General features: G+C 32.8%; 20 protein-coding genes. 6 read left to right on the top strand and 14 right to left on the bottom strand.

All coding sequences use genetic code 11. The features are described 5' to 3' along the window. Positions 1–183: 183 nt before the first annotated feature. The 7 genes from GKZ86_RS18760 to GKZ86_RS18730 form a co-directional block, all read right to left on the bottom strand. A complete protein-coding gene (locus GKZ86_RS18760; protein WP_154784584.1) occupies positions 184–588 on the bottom strand; it encodes a GNAT family N-acetyltransferase in 405 nt (134 codons plus the stop codon). Positions 589–697: 109 nt separating this feature from the next. Beyond that, positions 698–1,090: an ACT domain-containing protein gene (locus GKZ86_RS18755; RefSeq protein WP_154784583.1), complete on the bottom strand. Its 393-nt coding sequence runs from the start codon at positions 1,088–1,090 to the stop codon at positions 698–700. Positions 1,091–1,099: 9 nt separating this feature from the next. Continuing rightward, the gene (locus GKZ86_RS18750; RefSeq protein ID WP_154784582.1) at positions 1,100–2,359 is read right to left on the bottom strand and encodes an alpha/beta hydrolase-fold protein; all 1,260 of its coding nucleotides are present in this window, start codon (positions 2,357–2,359) and stop codon (positions 1,100–1,102) included. 83 nt (positions 2,360–2,442) lie between these two features. After that, positions 2,443–3,057 carry a hypothetical protein gene (locus tag GKZ86_RS18745; protein WP_154784581.1) on the bottom strand — a complete coding sequence of 205 codons (615 nt, stop codon included), beginning with the start codon at positions 3,055–3,057 and terminating at the stop codon, positions 2,443–2,445. Between the two features lie 205 nt (positions 3,058–3,262). Continuing rightward, positions 3,263–5,122 carry a M1 family metallopeptidase gene (locus GKZ86_RS18740; RefSeq protein ID WP_154784580.1) on the bottom strand — a complete coding sequence of 620 codons (1,860 nt, stop codon included), beginning with the start codon at positions 5,120–5,122 and terminating at the stop codon, positions 3,263–3,265. A 166-nt stretch (positions 5,123–5,288) separates the two neighbouring features. Then, positions 5,289–6,869 carry an NADP-dependent glyceraldehyde-3-phosphate dehydrogenase gene (locus GKZ86_RS18735; RefSeq protein WP_154784579.1) on the bottom strand — a complete coding sequence of 527 codons (1,581 nt, stop codon included), beginning with the start codon at positions 6,867–6,869 and terminating at the stop codon, positions 5,289–5,291. A 79-nt stretch (positions 6,870–6,948) separates the two neighbouring features. Beyond that, complete coding sequence (locus GKZ86_RS18730) at positions 6,949–7,260, bottom strand: rhodanese-like domain-containing protein (RefSeq protein WP_140505265.1); 312 nt, start codon at positions 7,258–7,260, stop codon at positions 6,949–6,951. 472 nt (positions 7,261–7,732) lie between these two features. On the opposite strand from GKZ86_RS18730, the gene GKZ86_RS18725 reads away from it, so the two are divergent. Beyond that, positions 7,733–8,359 carry a Crp/Fnr family transcriptional regulator gene (locus tag GKZ86_RS18725; RefSeq protein WP_154784578.1) on the top strand — a complete coding sequence of 209 codons (627 nt, stop codon included), beginning with the start codon at positions 7,733–7,735 and terminating at the stop codon, positions 8,357–8,359. A gap of 149 nt (positions 8,360–8,508) precedes the next feature. Further along, positions 8,509–9,294, top strand: a complete 786-nt coding sequence (locus tag GKZ86_RS18720) for a sulfite exporter TauE/SafE family protein (protein ID WP_154784577.1) — start codon at positions 8,509–8,511, stop codon at positions 9,292–9,294. Positions 9,295–9,459: 165 nt separating this feature from the next. Here GKZ86_RS18720 and GKZ86_RS18715 read toward each other — a convergent pair whose 3' ends face one another. From GKZ86_RS18715 to GKZ86_RS18700, 4 genes are all read right to left on the bottom strand, one after another. Then, a complete protein-coding gene (locus GKZ86_RS18715; protein ID WP_154784576.1) occupies positions 9,460–10,218 on the bottom strand; it encodes a glucose 1-dehydrogenase in 759 nt (252 codons plus the stop codon). A 100-nt stretch (positions 10,219–10,318) separates the two neighbouring features. Next, positions 10,319–10,909 (bottom strand): Crp/Fnr family transcriptional regulator, encoded by a 591-nt coding sequence (locus GKZ86_RS18710; RefSeq protein ID WP_154784575.1) that lies wholly within the window; start codon positions 10,907–10,909, stop codon positions 10,319–10,321. Positions 10,910–11,038: 129 nt separating this feature from the next. Continuing rightward, on the bottom strand, positions 11,039–11,893 hold the full coding sequence (locus GKZ86_RS18705) for a hypothetical protein (RefSeq protein ID WP_154784574.1): 855 nt from the start codon (positions 11,891–11,893) through the stop codon (positions 11,039–11,041). 149 nt (positions 11,894–12,042) lie between these two features. Further along, positions 12,043–12,456 (bottom strand): helix-turn-helix domain-containing protein, encoded by a 414-nt coding sequence (locus GKZ86_RS18700; protein ID WP_154784573.1) that lies wholly within the window; start codon positions 12,454–12,456, stop codon positions 12,043–12,045. Positions 12,457–12,579: 123 nt separating this feature from the next. Between GKZ86_RS18700 and GKZ86_RS18695 the strand changes: the two genes are divergently transcribed. Beyond that, entirely contained in the window at positions 12,580–13,134 is a 555-nt protein-coding gene (locus tag GKZ86_RS18695) for a hypothetical protein (protein WP_154784572.1), read from the top strand. Positions 13,135–13,490: 356 nt separating this feature from the next. Here the strand turns inward: GKZ86_RS18695 and cydB are convergent, their stop codons facing one another. The 3 genes from cydB to GKZ86_RS18680 form a co-directional block, all read right to left on the bottom strand. Then, positions 13,491–14,567, bottom strand: a complete 1,077-nt coding sequence (cydB, locus tag GKZ86_RS18690) for a cytochrome d ubiquinol oxidase subunit II (protein ID WP_154784571.1) — start codon at positions 14,565–14,567, stop codon at positions 13,491–13,493. 2 nt (positions 14,568–14,569) lie between these two features. Then, on the bottom strand, positions 14,570–15,916 hold the full coding sequence (locus tag GKZ86_RS18685) for a cytochrome ubiquinol oxidase subunit I (protein ID WP_154784570.1): 1,347 nt from the start codon (positions 15,914–15,916) through the stop codon (positions 14,570–14,572). A gap of 288 nt (positions 15,917–16,204) precedes the next feature. Then, positions 16,205–16,795 (bottom strand): HD family hydrolase, encoded by a 591-nt coding sequence (locus tag GKZ86_RS18680; RefSeq protein WP_154784569.1) that lies wholly within the window; start codon positions 16,793–16,795, stop codon positions 16,205–16,207. Between the two features lie 215 nt (positions 16,796–17,010). On the opposite strand from GKZ86_RS18680, the gene GKZ86_RS18675 reads away from it, so the two are divergent. The 3 genes from GKZ86_RS18675 to GKZ86_RS18665 all read left to right on the top strand — a co-directional run bounded on the left by GKZ86_RS18675 (position 17,011) and on the right by GKZ86_RS18665 (position 19,588). Then, a complete protein-coding gene (locus GKZ86_RS18675; RefSeq protein WP_154784568.1) occupies positions 17,011–18,426 on the top strand; it encodes a rhodanese-like domain-containing protein in 1,416 nt (471 codons plus the stop codon). A 102-nt stretch (positions 18,427–18,528) separates the two neighbouring features. Next, positions 18,529–19,098, top strand: coding sequence for a YeeE/YedE family protein (locus GKZ86_RS18670; RefSeq protein ID WP_154784567.1), 570 nt, complete (start codon positions 18,529–18,531; stop codon positions 19,096–19,098). Between the two features lie 10 nt (positions 19,099–19,108). Next, positions 19,109–19,588, top strand: coding sequence for a DUF6691 family protein (locus GKZ86_RS18665; protein WP_154784566.1), 480 nt, complete (start codon positions 19,109–19,111; stop codon positions 19,586–19,588). The last annotated feature ends 150 nt before the right edge of the window (positions 19,589–19,738 follow it).

The raw sequence follows: 19,738 nt of genomic DNA, 5'->3' as shown, positions 1-19,738 counted from the left end.
AAACGTTTTCTTTTTTTTTTGCTCATAATTTCGTAATAAAACCCTCTATTTTATAGGAAAGCAATATTTCAAATTAACATTAAAGCAACATTGATAAACAATCTCTAAAACAAGGCAACTCAAAAAAAGATAATCGTAAATATTTGATACTCTATAATTTATTTCGCAATTTTTATTATTTTTCTATAGCGAAATTTCCATTATAGTAAATTCCTGTCCTGCTTTTGTGAAAGTTTTATTAGTATCATGCATTCCGAATTTCTCATAAAAGAGCTTTTTGTTCGTTCTTGCGTTGCACCAAATTTTTTTCAGTCCTTTTTCTTTTGCCAGATCAAAAACATATTCTAATAATTTTGATGCAATTCCCTGACCCTGAAACTTTTCTAAAGTAGCTAATTTTCGAAACTGTAATTCTTTATCTGTAATAAAACAGGAAACTATTGAAACCAATTTTTCGTCTATAAAAACACCAAAATGCAATCCCAAATCATCTTCGGCCAATTGAACAAATCCAAAAGGCTGATCCGGCCACATTACTTCATGTCTTATTTGCCAGGTTTCTGATGGCTGAATTGCTGCAATTTTCATTGTAAAATTATTTTCTTCAAATTTAAAGTATTTGTAATTATTTTATCATAAAACCAAAAACGGGAATCTAAATTTAGATTCCCCTTTTTAATTGAATTTATCATCAAACTCAGTTTGAAAATGAGTTTAAAATTTTCATTGCTTTTTCTACATCATTTTTATTTACAAAAATATGATCGTGATAATAGGCCGCAACAACATTGCAGCTAATTTCATTTTCTGAAAGTGCTTTTGAAAAAGCGGCTGTTAAACCAACTGCTTCTAATGACGAATGTACAGAAAGCGTTATCCAGGACATTACAACAGCATAATCTAATTTTAATTGATCAGCCGTTTCTTTTTTGAGAATTAATGTAATGGCCTCTTTTTCTTTAAAGAACATTTCAATATCATTCAGATTTATTTGTTCTGAGTTTTCTGTTTTACAAAAAACATAATCACCTGCATTATGTTCAGGTTTCATGCTTTTAAGTAATATTTGTAAATCCTTTTCTCCCGACATAATGCATTATTATTTTGAAAGTTTTTCTAGTTTCTCTTTAGTTTCAGGGAAATCTTTATCTAATGTGAGTACTTTTTTATAATTAGCAATGGCATTTTTTTTATCTCCATTTGCTTCATAAAAATCTCCCAGTGAATCATACGTATTTGGACTTTCGGGAAAATTCGTAACATTTAATTTAAATAAATAACCTGCAAAATCATTGTCTTTTTTTGAAAGTGCCTGATAACCATAAACGTTTACAACACGTTCAGGCACGCTTACTTTATAACCAAAATGGTTTGAAATATTTTCATAATGTTTTTCTATTTTGGTGAAAACTGCTTTATTAAAATTTACGCGATCAGCGATGGAAAGTTTTAATTCATTAAAATCAAATATAAATCGCAACGCATCATAAGTTGCAATCAAAGGAACCGACCCATGACTATCATTTTTATAATATTGGTGCTGATAGCGCAAATTGCTCTTTTTATTCTGGCTTAAAAAATCATTCAAATCTAAAATTGATCTAATATGTCTTGTAAATTTGGTAGTATCTTTTCTAACTTTTACAATATCCATATCATCATCCATGGTATTTGCAATTCCCATAAATAAGGATACATTGGCGAGATTTTTATTAGCCAACTTTTGAGTTGTTTCTTTTAAAAATTTTTCATGATTCCACCACATACTTGGATCAATAGCTACATAAGAATTAAAAACATTGGTATGATTGGTCAATATATTTATAACCGTTAATCCTCCTAAGGAATGACCTACCAAAGTTCTGTAAGGTGCCGCCGGATATTTTGAATCGATGTATGGAATTAATTCTTTTTCAAGAAACTCGGTAAATTTTTCCCCGCCTCCGGATTGTTCACTACTGTTTTTATTTACAAAAGGTAGATCAATATCTGAATGTGTTGGGGTAAGATCACGATTTCGATTTGTATTAAGAATACCCACTACAATCATTTCCGGGCAAAGTGTATTGCCATTTACTTCGCTTAATTCTTCGATCATTCCCACAACTGAACTAAAATGAGCATCACCATCTAAAACGTAAACAACTGGATATTTTTCTTTAGAAAAACCTTTCTGTTGAGCGCTTCCGGGAAGATGTACCCAAATTTTTCTTTGTTCATTTAAAATTTTCGAAGAGATACTATCAATAGTTCCTATTTCAATTTTCTTTTGAGCAAATCCTATATTTACCAATACCATCAAAAAACAAAAAAAGACTATTCTCTTTCTGAAAATAGTCTGTAAATTATTATGTATCATATTTCTAACTGATTAAATTTTGGTGTTTCAGAGTAGTAAATATAATACAAAAAGTAAATCGAAATTTAGCTTATGTAATTCTTTTATCCTTTGGTATAAAATCGCTCCAGGTTATTGGTTTCTACTTTTTCAACACCTTTTTCGGTTTGTTTTGCAATATTAATAACATGCAAAACTTCTGAGTTTTCATCTAATGTGCAATTCCATATCGTTCCGTCAGATAAAATAATGGCTGAGAATAAAGAATCTGATTCGTCTTTATTGTAAAACACAAGATTCTCTGTTTTTAAAAGCTTCTTAACTAAAGTCTTTTTATCCTGTTCATAAAATAAAATCTGAGTGTTGTTTATTTCAATAAATTCCAGAACTAATGCATTTTTAGAATCATTTTCTGAGTTTACAGACCAAACAGGTTTATCGCCTTTTAGTTTCCATATTCCCAAAGCTTTATCGATAATATCTTTTCTTAAAATGGTTTTTAAGGTATCTACTTTTTTAATAGATTCTTTCCCTAAATCATTTTCAGGTCTGATTTTGGATGCGACAGAATATAAATCGAGTGCATTTTTAAAATCTGCTTTTTTGTAGTAGGACACAGCCATTTCGTATTTATTTTTTTGAAATTTAGCTTTTGCGTCATCTTGAGCTATAATATTAATTGATAGCAATAAAAGAACTAGGTTAAGGTAAGTTTTCATTTAAATTGGGGATTTTAAATTGATTGCAAACATAACTAGATTAATTAAATAATTTCTTACGGTTTCCCGTAATTATTTAATTAATCTAAAATCTAAAAAAACAAAAGCCATTAACTCATTGATTATAAATACATTAAGTTGAAATAAAAAAATCATCTTCCTCAATATTTGAAGAAGATGATTTTTAGAACAATTCTGTTATTATTTATTTTGCTGTCCAGATATTATTTGCCGGCGTAAAATCCATAAAAATACCACCATCAACAGTGATTTGTTTAATTTGTTTTTTACTGTTTAAAGCAATGGCAGCTAATTTTTGATTCGATTGCCAAATTGCAGGAGTTTGATGCAAGGTTTCTTTTGAACCATCAGCATAAACAACATTTACATCAAACGGAATTGCAAAACCTCCCACGTTTTCTACAGAAACAGTATTTTTTGCCACATTTTTAACTGAAAGATCAATGTAGTTATTGGTAAAAAACCAGTTGTTGAAAAACCAATTCAGGTTTTTTCCTGAACTTGTATTAAATGAATTAAAATAATCCCACGGAATTGGATGTTTTCCATTCCACGTATCCATATAAGCATGAAGTGATTTTTTGAATAACTCATCGCCAAGCATATCTTTTAAAGCAATATAAGAAAGTGAAGCTTTTCCATAAGAATTGTTTCCATAACCCGGGCCTGAAACTTGTGTAGACATAGAAATAATAGGCTGATCTTCTTCAGTCGAAGCATCATTAATATAATTTGCTACTCTAAATTCTTTATAAAATTTGTCTGCAGCTTCTTTACCGTGTTCTGCAATTCCAATTAAATATTCAAACGTAGTTGCCCAGCCTTCATCCATAAAAGCATAACGCGTTTCGTTGATTCCCATATAAAAAGGAAAATAAGTATGTGCTACTTCATGATCCTGAACCAATTGCGCAAAAACAGGATCTCCAACTTGCGAATCATTACACATCATAGGATATTCCATATCTGCAAATCCCTGAAAAGCGGTCATTTTAGAAAATGGGTACGGAACTCCCGGCCAATTGTTCGAAAACCAATCTAAAGCATATCGATTGTTTTTGATAGAATTTACAAAATCAGTTCCTTTTGCATCATACGCCGCCTGAACGCTTGCACGACGGTTTGTTTTTTTGTCTACCATAACGCTACTCGCATCCCATAAATAATGGTCGCTTAATCCAAAACAAACATCAGAGATATTCTTGGCTTCAAATTTCCAGATATTCCAGTCGTTTTGTTTGGTTACAACACCGCTTTTCATTTCCTGTTCATTTGCAATGTGCAAAATTTCATCTGTTGTATATGATTTTTTCAAACGGGCTGCAAATTCAGGTTGTAAAACCTCATCCGGATTTAATAAATCTCCGGTTGCGTAAACCACGTAATTTTTAGGCGCTTTTACAGAATAGGTATAATCATTAAAATCGTTATAAAACTCCTGACGATCTGTATGAGAAAGTATATCCCATTTATTGTAATCATCAAAAACAGAAACCCTTGGATAACTATATGCTACGAAAAAAGTACTTTCATCAATTTGACCTTCTCTTCCGCTTTCTTTAGATAAAGGATAGTTCCAGTCGATATCTATTGTGGTTTTAGAATGTGGCAAAATCACTTTATTCAATTTTACACTTCCTACTGTTCCCCATTTTCTCGCATCTTCTTTATAGATTTCACCGGCTACTTTTAGAGAAGTAATCGTAAGTCCGTCGCTCAGGAAATCGTCACTTACAGTTCCGCTTCTTGGAGAAGAAGGTTTATGCAGATTATTAACAAATCTAATTTTAAGATTTCTAAGAGTATCGTTACTATTATTTTCATAAACGATAGTTTCGGTTCCGCTAACTACTTTTGTACCTGCGTTTACCGTTAATGCAATATCATATTTTCCGTGATTTTGCCAGTAATTTTTGCCTGGTTTTCCATCAGCAGAACGAGTTCCTTTTGCGTAGGCATCTTTAATATTTCTGGGCATATAAAGCTCTTGGGCAAAATTATTTTGCGCCAGAAATAAAAATACGATTAGTATAAATTTTTCCATAAGTGGTTCAGGTTTTTTGGTAATTAAAATTGATTATAATATTAGTGTAATTTTTTAATTGAATGTTACAGTTCTCTATGAAATATTATTTTAAGCTTTAAAAAAGAAAAACCGCCTGATTCTAAAAAGAAAAAGACGGTTTCTGTAATTAATATATAACTGATATTTACAAAATATAATCGGTATTAATGAAGTTCGATTCTTTGCTGTTTAGCAATTCCTGCAATATCTCATTATTGTAAGCAATATCTTTTGAAGCTACGAACGTACGAATCGAGAATGAACGCAATGCATCAGGAATACTTAAGGTTCCTACTGCAGAATCTTTACGACCTGTAAACGGGAAAGCGTCCGGACCTCTTTGGCAAGAACTATTCAGGTTTACTCTGCAAACTAAGTTTACCAAAGAATCGATAAGCGGTGCCAGAGTTTTAATATCTTTTCCGAACAGACTTACTTGTTGTCCGTAATTAGATTCGGCCATATCATCAAGAGGTTCATCAATATGTTTAAAAGAAATAATAGGCACTACTGGTCCAAATTGTTCTTCATGATACACTCTCATTTGTTTATTTACAGGAAATAAAACGGCTGGGAATATATAATTATCGGTATGTTTTCCTCCTTTTTCGTTCAGGATTTTTGCTCCTTTGCTAGTGGCATCGTCAATTAAACCCTGAATATATTTTGGTTTATCTGTTTCAGGAAGCGGTGTTAATGAAACTCCTTTTTCCCAAGGATTTCCAAACAATAATCCATCTACTTTTTCAGAGAAACGTCGGTTAAATTCTTCTGCAATAGATTCGTGCACGTATAATATTTTTAAAGCCGTACAACGTTGTCCGTTAAAAGATAAAGATCCTGCAATACATTCCTGAATCGCTAAATCTAAATCAGCATCCGGTAAAATAATGGCCGGGTTTTTAGCTTCTAATCCTAAAATCAAACGCAATCTGTTTTTATTTGGATGTTGATCCTGCAAAGCGATTGCTGATTTACTGTTTCCGATTAATGCCAAAACATCAATTTTTCCTGATTTCATGATTGGAGATGCAATTTCGCGGCCTCTTCCGTAAACAATGTTAATAACACCTTTAGGAAAACTGCTTCTAAAAGCATGCAATAATGGTGAAATACATAAAACGCCATGTTTTGCCGGTTTAAAGATAACCGTGTTACCCATAATTAAAGCCGGAATCAACAATGAAAAAGTCTCGTTTAATGGATAATTGTAAGGTCCAAGACATAAAACAACTCCAAGAGGTCCACGGCGAATCATAGCATTTACACCTTGTACTTTTTCAAAATGTGAGCTACGACCATTTAATTCTTTGTAACTGTCAATCGTATCCTGAATATATTCTACTGTTCTGTCAAATTCTTTTTGCGAATCGCCAAGGTTTTTTCCAATTTCCCACATCAAAAGTTTCACCACTTCTTCGCGGGTTTCTTTCATTTGTCTAACGAAATTTTCCATGCATTTAATACGATCAGCCACTTTCATGGTTGGCCATAAGCCCTGACCTTTATTGTAGGCTCCATTGGCAGCCTCAACTACTTCTGCAGCTTCTTTTTCTCCCATAAACGGAATTGATCCAAGTACGGTTGGCGCATATTTTTCTGTAGAAGAAATTGTCGAAAATACAGGCGTAGTTTGTCCTGTCCATTTTTTCAATTCTCCATTAACAAGATAAGTATCTTGATTTATAAGGTTTGTAATTTGATATTCTTCGGGTATTAAACTCATAATTTGGTAATTTTATAGTCTGGTTATTAATAGCAATTTCAAAAGAAAAAAGAGGCTTTTTAGTGCCTCTTTTTTTGTGTTATGGATTTACTGTTTCGCCTTCCCAGTCCAGGATTCCGCCAAGTAAATTATAGGCATTATTAATCCCTAACTCATTCATAACCTGGCATGCTTTTGCACTTCTGGCTCCAGAACGGCAGTACACATAATAATTTTTATTTTTGTCTAATTCTTCGATTTCATAAATAAAACCCTGGCCTTTATTGATGTCGATGTTTACAGCATTCTCAATATAGCCGTCATTAAATTCGTCTTCAGTTCTTACGTCCAGTATAACTGCATTCTCGTCAGCAGCAAGCTGATTAACCCAATCTTCTTGTGATAAATTCATAATATGTGTTTTTTGTAAAATTACGACGTTTCTATTAATTAAAAACGTACCAAATACGATTTCGATTATTATTCTCAGAAAACGTTTTAGAGAAACTATTATAATCAGTGAATTACAAATTTACTTACTATTTTTAAAAATATAGTCTGCAAAATCGATAGAAAATAGGATTTTTTCATTTGCGCAAAATACTCTTAAATATAGTTTTCTGATAATTAATGATAGTTGAATCTATTATCTTTGTAAAAAATTATAATTTTTAATCTCTTTTTGATAAAAGTATTCGCCACGAATTACACTAATTTTCACGAATTATTTTTTAGAATTTTGTAAAATTCGCGCCAAAAAAATAATTTCCAACATATAGAAAAACATCCAATATTTCAAAAAAAAACATCCGTCATCAATTCAAAAATAAACGCAAACCTAATTTGTGAAAATTCGTGTAATTCGTGGCAAAAAAATATAATAAATGCAAAATTCATTAAAAACCATCTTTCCAAATTTCTCCAACGAGCTTATTTCTACTATTGAAGAAAATGGAAGTCTACAGCATTTTGAAGCCGGAACTATTTTAATGCGTACCGGACAATACATCAAAAACACAGTTTTGATTACGAAAGGAAAAATCAAAATTTATCGTGAAGGCGAAGATGGCGGAGAATTTTTAATGTATTATTTGCAACCCGGACAAGCCTGCGCAATTTCTATGATTTGTACCGCCAAAAGCGAAAAAAGCCAGATTATGGCCAAAGTGGTCGAAGATGTTTCGGTTATGATGATTCCACTGCAAATGATGGATAAATGGATGATGGAACACAGATCGTGGTACGAATTTGTAATCGAAACGTACCGAAGCCGTTTTGAAGAAGTTCTTGAAGTGGTTGATAATATTGCTTTCCGTTCGATGGACGAACGTTTGGAGTTTTATCTGAAAAGACATTCTGATGCCTGTGGATGTCAGGAAGTAAAATTATCACATCAGGAAATTGCTACCGAATTAAATACTTCCCGCGAAGTTGTTTCGAGATTACTTAAAAAAATGGAACAAAGAGGTTTGGTAAAACTTAACCGAAACCAGATTGAATTATTAAAATAGCTTAAAAATAGCCACGAATTCACGAATTTATTTTTAATCTTAAGAGAAATAATTCGTGAATTCGTGGCGGAAAAAATATATAATACTTATGTGATAAATGTTACTGTGAATCTCTTTTTAACGAAGCACCTTTGCATAAAAAACTAGCAATGGAATATATAGGATATTTTGCTTCGATCATTATCGGGATTTCTCTTGGCTTAATTGGCGGAGGCGGTTCGATATTGACCATTCCTATTTTGGTCTATTTATTTAAAGTAAATCCGGAGCAGGCAACATCTTATTCTTTATTTATTGTTGGATTAACTGCTTTATCCGGAAGTTACAGTCATTATAAAATGGGAAATCTGAAACTAAAATCGGCATTGTATTTTGCGATTCCTTCTGTGATTTCTATTTTGATTATCCGCGAAGTTATTTTCCCTCAAATTGCTTCTACCCTATTTTCAATCGCTTCGTATTCTGTTTCTAAAGATTTTCTGATTATGATTGTCTTTTCTGTTTTGATGATTACCGCAGCAATTTCTATGATTCGAAAAAGCAATCCCGAAATAAAAGGTGCAGAAACCAATTACCTTCAATTAAGTTTTATAGGTTTCGTAGTCGGAATCATAACTGGATTTCTTGGCGCCGGCGGCGGATTTTTAATTATTCCTGCTTTGCTCTTTTTTGCCAATTTGCCAATGAAACAAGCCGTTGGAACTTCATTATTAATTATCACCATAAATTCTTCGATAGGTTTTGGAGGCGATTTATATATTGGAACTCCCATAAACTATCCTTTTTTATTAAGTGTTTCTGCAATGGCACTTATCGGAATGATAATTGGAAGTCAGCTTTCTAAAAAAATTGATGGCGCAAAACTAAAACCTATTTTCGGTTGGTTTGTTTTGGTTATGGGATTTTATATTATTACAAAAGAGGTTTTGTTTTAAATGTTTTTTCTCGCAGATTTGGCAGATCTGGCAGATCTGGCAGATCATTTTTTAATATTTTAATTGCAGATCAAGCTTTGGCAAAGTTTAAAAACAAAAAAATTCAATGACAGAAATAATCCCGTCATTGAATTTAGTCGTTCTGTTTTATGAACCAAAGTTTAATTAACGTTGTCCACCAGAAACAGCGATAGCTTCGCCAGTGATCCAGTAAGAATCTTCAGAAGCAAGAAATACGGCCACTTTTGCAATATCATCCGGTTTTCCTACTCGGCCAAGTGGTGTTTCTGAAACGTGCCATTTTTCTCCATCTCCATTCATAACTCCAGAACTGTGAGAACCTTCAGTTTCGATTAGTCCAGGATTAATAGAGTTGATACGTATTTTCTTCGGACCAAGTTCTTTAGCAAGAATACGTGTCATGGCATCAACAGCATATTTAGTTTGAGTATAAACCAAAGTGGTTGGCATATCAAGCGTTGATACGATTGAACCCACATTAATGATAGCGCCGCCTTTATCTCCAAATAATTTCACGGCTTGCTGAATCGTAAGTATACTGCCCAAAATATTAATGTTAAACATGTGGTGAAATGATTCTTCTGTAATATCATCAATACCCGCAAAGCTGTAAACGCCTGCATTGTTTACCAATATATCTAGTTTACCAAATGTCTTTACGATTTCTTCAAAAATGCGTTTTACATCGGTTGCTTTTTCAACATTACCTTGTATTGCAATTGCTTTTCCACCATTTGAAGTTATTTCCTGTACTACTTTATCGGCGTCATTTTTACTGCTAGCGTAATTAACAACCACAGTCGCTCCCTGATTTGCGTATGCTTTAGCAATTCCGGCACCAATACCTTTTGATGCACCTGTTATTAATGCTACTTTACCATTTAATTTTCCTGAATTTTCCATCTTTATTTTATTAATTATATGTTATTAATTGATAAAGCAAAGTTGGATATTAAGTCAGGCTGAAAAGTTGAAGTATCTTAGGAAAAAAGGTTGAACTACTTCAACTTTTCTTCTTCACTTTTTCATTACGTATTTTCGATAAAAATTCTGTAGTCATATTAAGATACGATGCAAGGGCGTATTGTGGCAAGCGTTGCGCCACTTTTGGAAACTTTTCAAGAAACTCACTATAACGCTGTTCTGCATTTTGTGTAAGCATTGCAATAATGCGTCGTGCATAAAACGCAGCCGATTTTTCGGCCATTAAACGAAATAACGTTTCAAGATTATGGGTAGAAGATTTTAATTTCTCTTCGGCTTCATGGTTTATTTGCAGTATCACACTATCTTCTAATGCTACGATAAACATAGTCGCCGGAGTTTGGAATATATAACTATTATAATCGGCTATCCACCAGTCTTCAATAGCAAACTGAATCGTATGTTCCGTTCCTTTTTCATCAACAACATAAGCGCGAAAAGCCCCTTCAAGTACATAAGTTCTCTGTTTATTTACAAATTCCGGTTGTACGATAAACTGTCTTTTCTTTATTTTTCGCACTTTAAACTCAGACAATAAAGCATTCATTTCATCTGGTAATAAGACGACTTTCTTATTAATGTTTTCAATAAATGATGTCAGGTCTTCCATGGGTTTTAGTTGCGATTTAGAATAGATGTAAGCAGTTTTACAAATTTATTCTAAAAATTGGTATCAATACGAAAAATTGAATAAGCTTGTTTTGAGTATTATCCGTTAAATCATTCTCGTTTTCAAAATTCATCGTAATTCATAAAACCATTCCATCTTTTTTTCATCAAACTCAACATATATAAAAGTCATATAGTCAACAATAATTTGAGATTTATTATTTCTTTTTAGTTCCCAAACTTTCACTTTTTTTAGTAATTCTATAGTATGTATTTCAAAATCAGTTAAAGGCCTTTTACTTTTTACATGAAAATCTTTCAATAAACCAAAAAATGGATCAAATTTAAATTCTCCGTACGAATAGTTCCAGTCTAAGAAATTAAAAACAGACTCCAACTCTCCTTTTTTATTAATAAATAGCGCAAAAAGTCCAAATGATTTATCACTCTTCCACGCTTTCTCATATTTAAAAATTGAATCAATATTTGTAATTGGCTTCGGAATATTAAATTCATATTTAACATCAGATTCATTTCCATATATATAATCCTCCAATTTAAATTCATTACCGTGATCAAGCACTTTTTGTAAAACAGGATTTATGCCGTCCTCTCGAATAACCTGAGAATTGGAGCACATAGTATCAAAACCTAAATTTCCTTTATATTCAGAAGCAAAAACAAGCAATTTCTGATTTTTATAGACTTCCGAATAACAAGAACTCCAAACAGAGTTTTCTTTTTTATAATAAAAAGTAAAAGACAATTCTTTCGGAATACTACCTCTTTTATAACTCTTAAGCACTTTTACTTTAATTGTATAAGTTGCCGAATCTTTGGTGAATTTTTTGTTTACGACCAAGCCTTCAAAAACATATTTTGAAGAATAAAATTCTAAAATTGGCTTTGGAGAATAACAATCGCAAGCAAAAATTTTGATACATCCGAAAAAGAAAAAAAATATAATAATTTTTAAGTATTTCATTTTATAAGCAGCGAGAATTAAAACAATATTTTGGGCGTTTCCTTCGGCCGGGCTATCCGCTTGTATCTTTTCCTTGCTAAAGAAGCAAGAAAAAGGATACCGCTACTATCCCTAACGCAAACTAGCTTGAACTTAAGTCTTTTATATTTCTATTTTTTCAAAAGCTTTTCCAGATATTGTACTTTTTCTTTTTCAGCCTGAACTAATTCTTTTTCAGCCTGAATTAAACGCTCATAAAGTTCAACCACTTTATCTAAAGGATTGAAACTAAAAGCTGGGTTAAATGAGCCTTGGCCGTTACTAGCACTATTATCGTAAAAATTATTAAAAAAATTAAAAACAGATTCTTCCGAAAAATTCTCAATAGCTTCTACTGTAACTCCAAGCGCTTTTGCAATTTGTTCAAGTTTTTTAGTATCAACTTCTTCACTTCCTTCAATTCCGGAAATAGCTTGTTGGTTTGAACCAATTGCTTGTGCAAGTGCTTCTTGTTTCATTCCTCTAAGCTCTCTGATTCGGCTTATGTTTCGTCCGATATGTTTTGGTTTTGTTGCTGTGCTCATAGTTCAAAGATATTTAAAATTCTTTAAAAAATTTAATAGTACAGTAAAATACACTTCCTTTTTTGTAAGATACATTTTACATTTATAAATTTTAATTAATATTGCACCTTTAAATTAATTCGAATGAATGAAGATAAGCCTAAAAGAAAAAGAATAGTAAAATCTATAACAGCAACAATTATTGATCCTAACAAATACACAGTAAGTGCAGCATCAATGAATGCACAACACAAAAAGAGTTTTACGGTACATTTAAATTTAGATTATTTCGTTGATGGACATTATGTAAAAAGATTAACAAAAGGTGATGAAAATGGAGCTAGAGAGGGTATTGAACCAAAGTACGTTGAACCATTGGTTGAAAATTCTTTTCTTCATTTATTACATTATTCATTAAGAAATAAAAATGTAAATGTAATTAATTATACACCACTTAAAAGTACAGCAGTCAGAGTATTATTAATGGAAACCTTTAAAGATCAGTTACAATTAAACCTAATTGTAGAATATCACTTTATAGATGTTGCGACATATGAAGCTACTGTAATTACTGCAATGCGAAAAGACGGTTTTCAAGAAGCTGAAGGACAATATTCAATTAATATGAATGAAAAAGATTCTACATTATCAGTTAAAGTAAGTGGTAGAAGAACTGAAGTAGACAATTATCAAGTATAAGGTTTCTATATTGTTTCTTATAGATGAATAAATAAATAGTATTAAACACAGAATGTAAATGTACTAATAGTACATTATCTTTGTATAAGAAATTAAAAGCAGGATTAATATCTGATGAAGCTGTAAAAAGCAGGATATAAATCTGATGAAGCTTTTCAAATAAATAAGCCCTTCTAAATAGAAGGGCTTTTTTATTTATAGAAAATGATAAAAATTATCATACATGTTTAAAATTCTTACAATTAAACCAATTGATTCAAAATGGATGCAAATTAAAATTCAAGCATCATTTTAAAAAGAAAATATCATTATATTAAAAACTTCGTAAAAATTTGTGCAATTCGTGGCGAATAAAACTAATGTTCCCCATATCCAACCTCATCCATTTTACCGCTAAAAACGCGATACTGAATAATAAAATAAATAATCACCAGAAACAAAGCGATAAAAAACCAACTCATTCCGGCGTTTAATCCGTATTCGCCAGCGGCAGTGTTATAAATAGTTAACGACGGATTTACTTTATTTGTCGACGGCAAAACATTCGGAAAAATCGAAACAGCTGTTGAAGCAAATCCTCCAACCAAAAATAAAGTCGAAAACAAAAATCCCATTCCGTCTTTTTGGTACGAACGCACTTTGAATAAACCTAAAATTCCAACAAAAGTCATTAAAGGAAAAAACCAAAGAATCGGGTTCTCGAGAAAGTTATGAAACGGCTGTGGCTCAATAAAATGCCAAATTTGCAACGAAATAATAACCAAAACCAATAAGGCAATATTGAGTTTAAAAACCAGATTTTTAAGTTTTGCATTCAAAGATGAATTAGTTTTAAAGATAATCCAATTTGCGCCATGAATCGTTAAAGCTACAACGCTCACAATTCCAAGAAAAAGCGTAAACCAATCTATAATTCCCAATTCATTTGCTTGCGGACTAAAAGTTGGATTCCATAAAGGCAAAAAGAAAAAATGTGCTTCTTGTGTCGAAACACCGTTCGTTACCATTCCCAGATTTACACCGCGAACAATATTTCCCAAAGCAATTCCGAAGAACAGCGCCAAAAGCAAACTCGCAATTCCGAAAGCTTTATCCCAAATCGTTTCCCACATTGGATGATGCACCTGACCGCGCATTTCTAAACCTATTGCACGGAAAATCAAAAGCCATAAAATCATAATTAAAGGCAAATAAAATCCGCTGAAAGAAGAAGCATATAAAGTTGGAAAAGCAAAAAACAAAACACCTCCTGCAGCAATTATCCAAACTTCGTTTGCATCCCAAAACGGACCAATAGCACTTGTAATTGCTTTTTTATCTTTCTCTTCTTTAGCCAAAAATAAATGAATAATTCCTGCGCCAAAATCATAACCGTCTAATACAATATAAACAGCCAGAATTCCCATTAAAACTACGTACCAAAAAAATTCCATATTTATATTTTTTCTGTTGAAAGATCCACGTGACGAGGTCCTTTATTGATAATTTTTCCAATCAAAAGCAAAAACAACATTCCAAGTAAAAGATACAATCCTATAAAACCCAGTAAAGTAAATAAAGTGTTTCCGGATGAAACTGTTGGCGATGCGCCTTCGGCAGTTCGTAGTAAATTATAAACCAGCCACGGTTGTCTTCCTAATTCGGCCGTGTACCAACCTGTCGTATTTGCAATATATGGAAACGGCATCATGAACATTAGCGACCATAAAACCCATTTGGTTTGGTACAATTTCTTTCTAAAAAGCTGTAAAACCGCAAAAGCCATTAAACCAATAAATAAAGTTCCGAGTCCAACCATAATATGATAAGCATAATATAATCCTGAAATATTTATGGGATGCAAGTCTTCTTCAAACTGATCCAGGCCTTTTATTTCCTGATTCCAATTTCCGTAAGTCAGGAAACTCAGAATATTTGGAACTGCAATTTTATTGTCCAGTTTTTTATCTTTTACATCGGGCTGGCCAATTAAAACAATTTCAGAACCTTTCTTTTCAGTATGAAAAATCCCTTCCATTGCGGCAAAAGTTACCGGTTGATATTTTACGACATTTTTAGCCAGTAAATCTCCCGTTGGAACCGCAACAATGACACAAGAAATCAATCCGAAGATAACGCCTGTTTTTACAAACATTCTTCCGAAAGAAACATTCTTCTGACTTAAAATATAGAAAGCACCAATTCCGGCCACAACAAATGAACTTGTTACCAAAGATGCTGCCTGATTGTGCAAATAAGATGGCCACAACCAAGGATTCAAGAATAAAGCTTTGAAATTCGTCAACACAAATTTTCCGTTTTGAAGGATTTCATAACCAACCGGATTTTGCATCCACGAATGTGTGGCGATAATTAAATATCCACTTGCCCAGGAACCAATGCAAATTAGTAATCCAGTTACAAAATGCCATTTATGTCCCAGTATTTTTTCACCAAATAAAAAGATTCCAAGAAAAGAAGATTCTAAGAAAAAGGAAAACATTCCTTCCATTGCTAAAGTCTGACCGATAATTCCTCCGGTTAACTCAGAGAATTTTGCCCAATTGGTTCCAAATTGAAACTCCATCGGGATTCCGGTTACAACGCCCATCGCAAAATTCAGCGCGAAAATTTTCATCCAGAAATGGGTCGCGTGATTATATTGTTCGTCTTTAGTTTTTAAGTATTTCCATTTGAAGTAAACAATAATGAGCGAAAGACCCATTGTAAGTTGCGGAAAAAGATAGTGAAAGGTAATTGTGAAGGCAAATTGCATTCGGTCATAAAAAAGCATTTCTTCCATAGTGGTATTTTATTTATGAAGTCCTACAAATTTACCCATTAAAACCCGAATTCATGCCCTTTAAAAAAAGTTTATAAGCTCATATTTGTTAAACTTTTCAACAATTTAAATTAAATTTTAAACACATAGAAACATAGGCTTTTTTCTATTCTTTCATTAAAGACTAAAAAAGAAACTAGTTTCCACACATAGCTATGCACATTTAAACATAGCCCGCAGTTTCAACCGTGGAAAACGCATTAGGATTATGCATGAGTCCCTGCGGTTGAAACCGCAGGCTATGTTTCATTATTTTTTCAGAATTCCTTTTTCTACGCTTTCATTAATCAAACCTTCGGCGTAATTCCATATTGTTTTTGAACCTTCTTTTATGACGCTCTTCTTTTCGTAAACCTTGTCATAATTTACTCCAAACTCTTTCCATGTTCCTCCATTATTTGACGTATTTTGCAATAATGGTTCTAATCTATCCATTGATCTGGCAAATTTAGCTTCCTTGGTTTCACCAGCTTCAAACTCTTCCCAGATGGCAATAAGTTCATCGGCTTGTTTTTGTGGAAGCAAACCAAAAATACGATTCGCCGCCAATCGTTCTTCATCAGTATTATCGTGATTTTTTACCGTATCATATATAAAGGTATCTCCCGCGTCGATTTCTACAATATCATGTATCAAAACCATTTTCACCACTTTCAAAACATCAATTGGCTCATTTGAATGTTCGGCCAAAACAATTGCCATTAAAGCCAAATGCCAACTGTGTTCTGCATCGTTTTCATTTCGATCACTATTAAACAGCTTCGTTTTTCGCTGAATATATTTTACTTTATCAATTTCTTTTATAAAAGCAATTTGATTCAATAAATCTTCTGTGTTCATTTGTATAACTTTAAGGTTTTTATTTTAAAATGACATTCATCATTTACAAAATTATAAGTTAATGTTTAATTGCAAAATTTTAAATTAACCTATATAACATATATGATAAAGAACAATCTTTTTTTACACAAAAATCAAATTTCTGTAACATTAGTCACTTATTTTAAAGAAAAAGTAGGTTACCTTTGTATTCCCTTATTTTTACAATACGTATCATGAAAATAGAACAAATTTACACCGGATGCCTTGCGCAAGGTGCTTACTATATAACTTCAAACGGCGAAGCAGCGATTATTGATCCACTTCGTGAAATTCAACCTTATTTAGATCGTTTAGAACGCGATCAGGTTAAACTGAAATACATTTTTGAAACCCATTTTCATGCTGATTTTGTTTCAGGCCATATTGATTTAAGTAAAGAAACTCAGGCACCAATTGTTTACGGACCAAATGCAGCTTGCGAATTCGATTGTATTTCTGCCAAAGACGGACAAGAATTTAAAATTGGAAATATTACTATAAAAGCGTTGCATACTCCGGGTCATACCATGGAAAGCACCACTTATTTATTGATCGACGAAAGCGGAAAAGATCATGCCATTTTCTCCGGAGATACTTTATTTATTGGCGATGTTGGCCGTCCTGATTTGGCTCAAAAAGCAGCCGGAATGACGCAAGATGAATTAGCCGGGATTTTATTTCATTCTTTAAGAGATAAAATCATGACTTTGGCTGATGATGTCATTGTTTATCCAGCGCATGGTGCGGGAAGCGCTTGCGGAAAAAACATGAGCAAAGAAACGGTTTCTACAATTGGAAATCAAAAAGCTACAAATTATGCTTTGCGTGCAAATATGACAGAAGCTGAATTTATTACTGAAGTTACTGACGGGCTTTTACCTCCTCCAGCCTATTTCAGCATGAATGTTGCCATGAACAAAAAAGGTTATGAAAGCTTTGAATCGGTTTTGAATAACGGAATGAAATCTATTGATGTAAAAGATTTTGAGGCTGTGGCCGAAGAAACCGGAGCTTTAATTTTAGACACCAGAAAAAATGGTGATTTCTCTAAAGGATTTATTCCGCAATCTATTAATATTGGAATTAATGGTGATTTTGCACCGTGGGTTGGAACTTTAATTGCGAATGTAAAACAACCTATTATATTGGTTACAGAAGTTGGTCTTGAAGAAGAAACCGTAACACGTTTAAGCCGTGTAGGTTTTGATTCTATTATCGGACATCTTGAAGGTGGTTTTGAAGCCTGGGAAAAAGCCGGTTTTGAAATTGATACAGTTAACCGAATTTCTGCTGAACAATTTGCCAATGAATTCAAAATTGAAGAAGACAAAGTAATCGATATTCGTAAAGAAACTGAATATGAAGCAGAACATATTGAAGATGCTTACAGTAAACCTTTAGCTTATATTAATGACTGGGTAAAAGATATAGATCCGAATGAGCATTTTTATTTGCATTGCGCCGGTGGATATCGTAGTATGATCGCGGCTTCTATTTTGCAAGCTCGTGGTTTTAGAAATTTTACCGAAATTGACGGCGGTTTTGGAGCAATTGCAAAAACAGAAATTCCAAAATCAGATTTTGTTTGTCAAAGCAAAGTATTAAAATAATTTAAGGTACAGAGATGCAAAGGTTCAAAGGAACAAAGTTTTTTCCTTTTTAAGCTTAGCCTTTGAACCTCTGTTTCTTTGAACCTTTGAACCTAAAAAAAAATGAATCTACTAGAAATTATTAAAGAACCCTGGCCTTGGTATGTTGCAGGTCCGTTGATTGGATTAACAGTTCCAATTTTATTAATTATCGGAAATAAATCTTTTGGAATTAGTTCGTCATTGCGACATATTTGTGCGATGTGTATTCCGGCTAATATTTCGTTCTTTAAGTATGATTGGAAAAAAGAAAGCTGGAATTTATTTTTCGTTTTCGGAATTTTCCTTGGTGGAATCATTGCTGCTTATTTTTTAGCAAATCCAAATCCGGTTGAAATTACGCCACAACTTTCAGAACAATTGGCTTCTTACGGAATCACAGATCATTCTGGTTTGTTGCCAAAAGAACTTTTTTCATGGGAAAGTTTATTCACACTTCGTGGTTTTATCATGATTGTTGTTGGAGGATTTTTAGTTGGTTTCGGAACGCGATATGCGGGCGGTTGTACGAGTGGACATGCCATTATGGGAATTTCAAATTTGCAATGGCCTTCTTTAGTCGCTACAATTTGTTTTATGATTGGCGGTTTTATTATGGCGAATTTGATTCTGCCTTTTATTCTTTCACTTTAAAATTTCAAAAATGACTCATTTAGAAAATAAAAATACAGATACAGAAGGAATCAACGGAAGTCAATTGAAAGATTCCGGTTTTTCAAATTTAAAATATCTTTTGGTTGGAATCTTTTTTGGAATTGTATTCGTAAAAGCCGAAATTATTAGCTGGTTTCGTATTCAGGAAATGTTTCAGTTACAATCTTTCTTTATGTATGGTGTAATTGGAAGCGCAGTTGTTGTTGGAGTAATATCCATTCAATTGATTAAAAGATTCAACATTAAAACCATACAAGGTGAAAAAATAGAAATTCAGCCAAAAATTTTCAGCAAAGGGCAAATTTATGGTGGATTAATGTTTGGTTTTGGATGGGCAATAACCGGAGCTTGTCCCGGGCCTCTTTTCGCTCAAATAGGAACCGGAGTTACTGTAATTGTGGTTACTTTATTAAGTGCAATTTTAGGAACCTGGTTTTATGGTTTGATTAAAGATAAATTGCCTCATTAAGGTTTTTATTTATTATATATTCGATATCAAACCCGACAGTTTTTATCCCGAGGCTTCGGGACTGTCGGGTTTCTTGCGTCTTGTGCTCGCGTGAGGGATAGAAGCTGACTGCCGAAGCAGTGCGGATAGCCCGACAGCATTTGAGAAAAG

It is taken from the genome of Flavobacterium sp. LC2016-13 (genome assembly GCF_009707955.1).
GTDB lineage: Bacteria > Bacteroidota > Bacteroidia > Flavobacteriales > Flavobacteriaceae > Flavobacterium.
The sequence above is the reverse complement of the archived record's forward strand: the minus strand, read 5'-3'. Positions and strand labels throughout refer to the sequence as shown.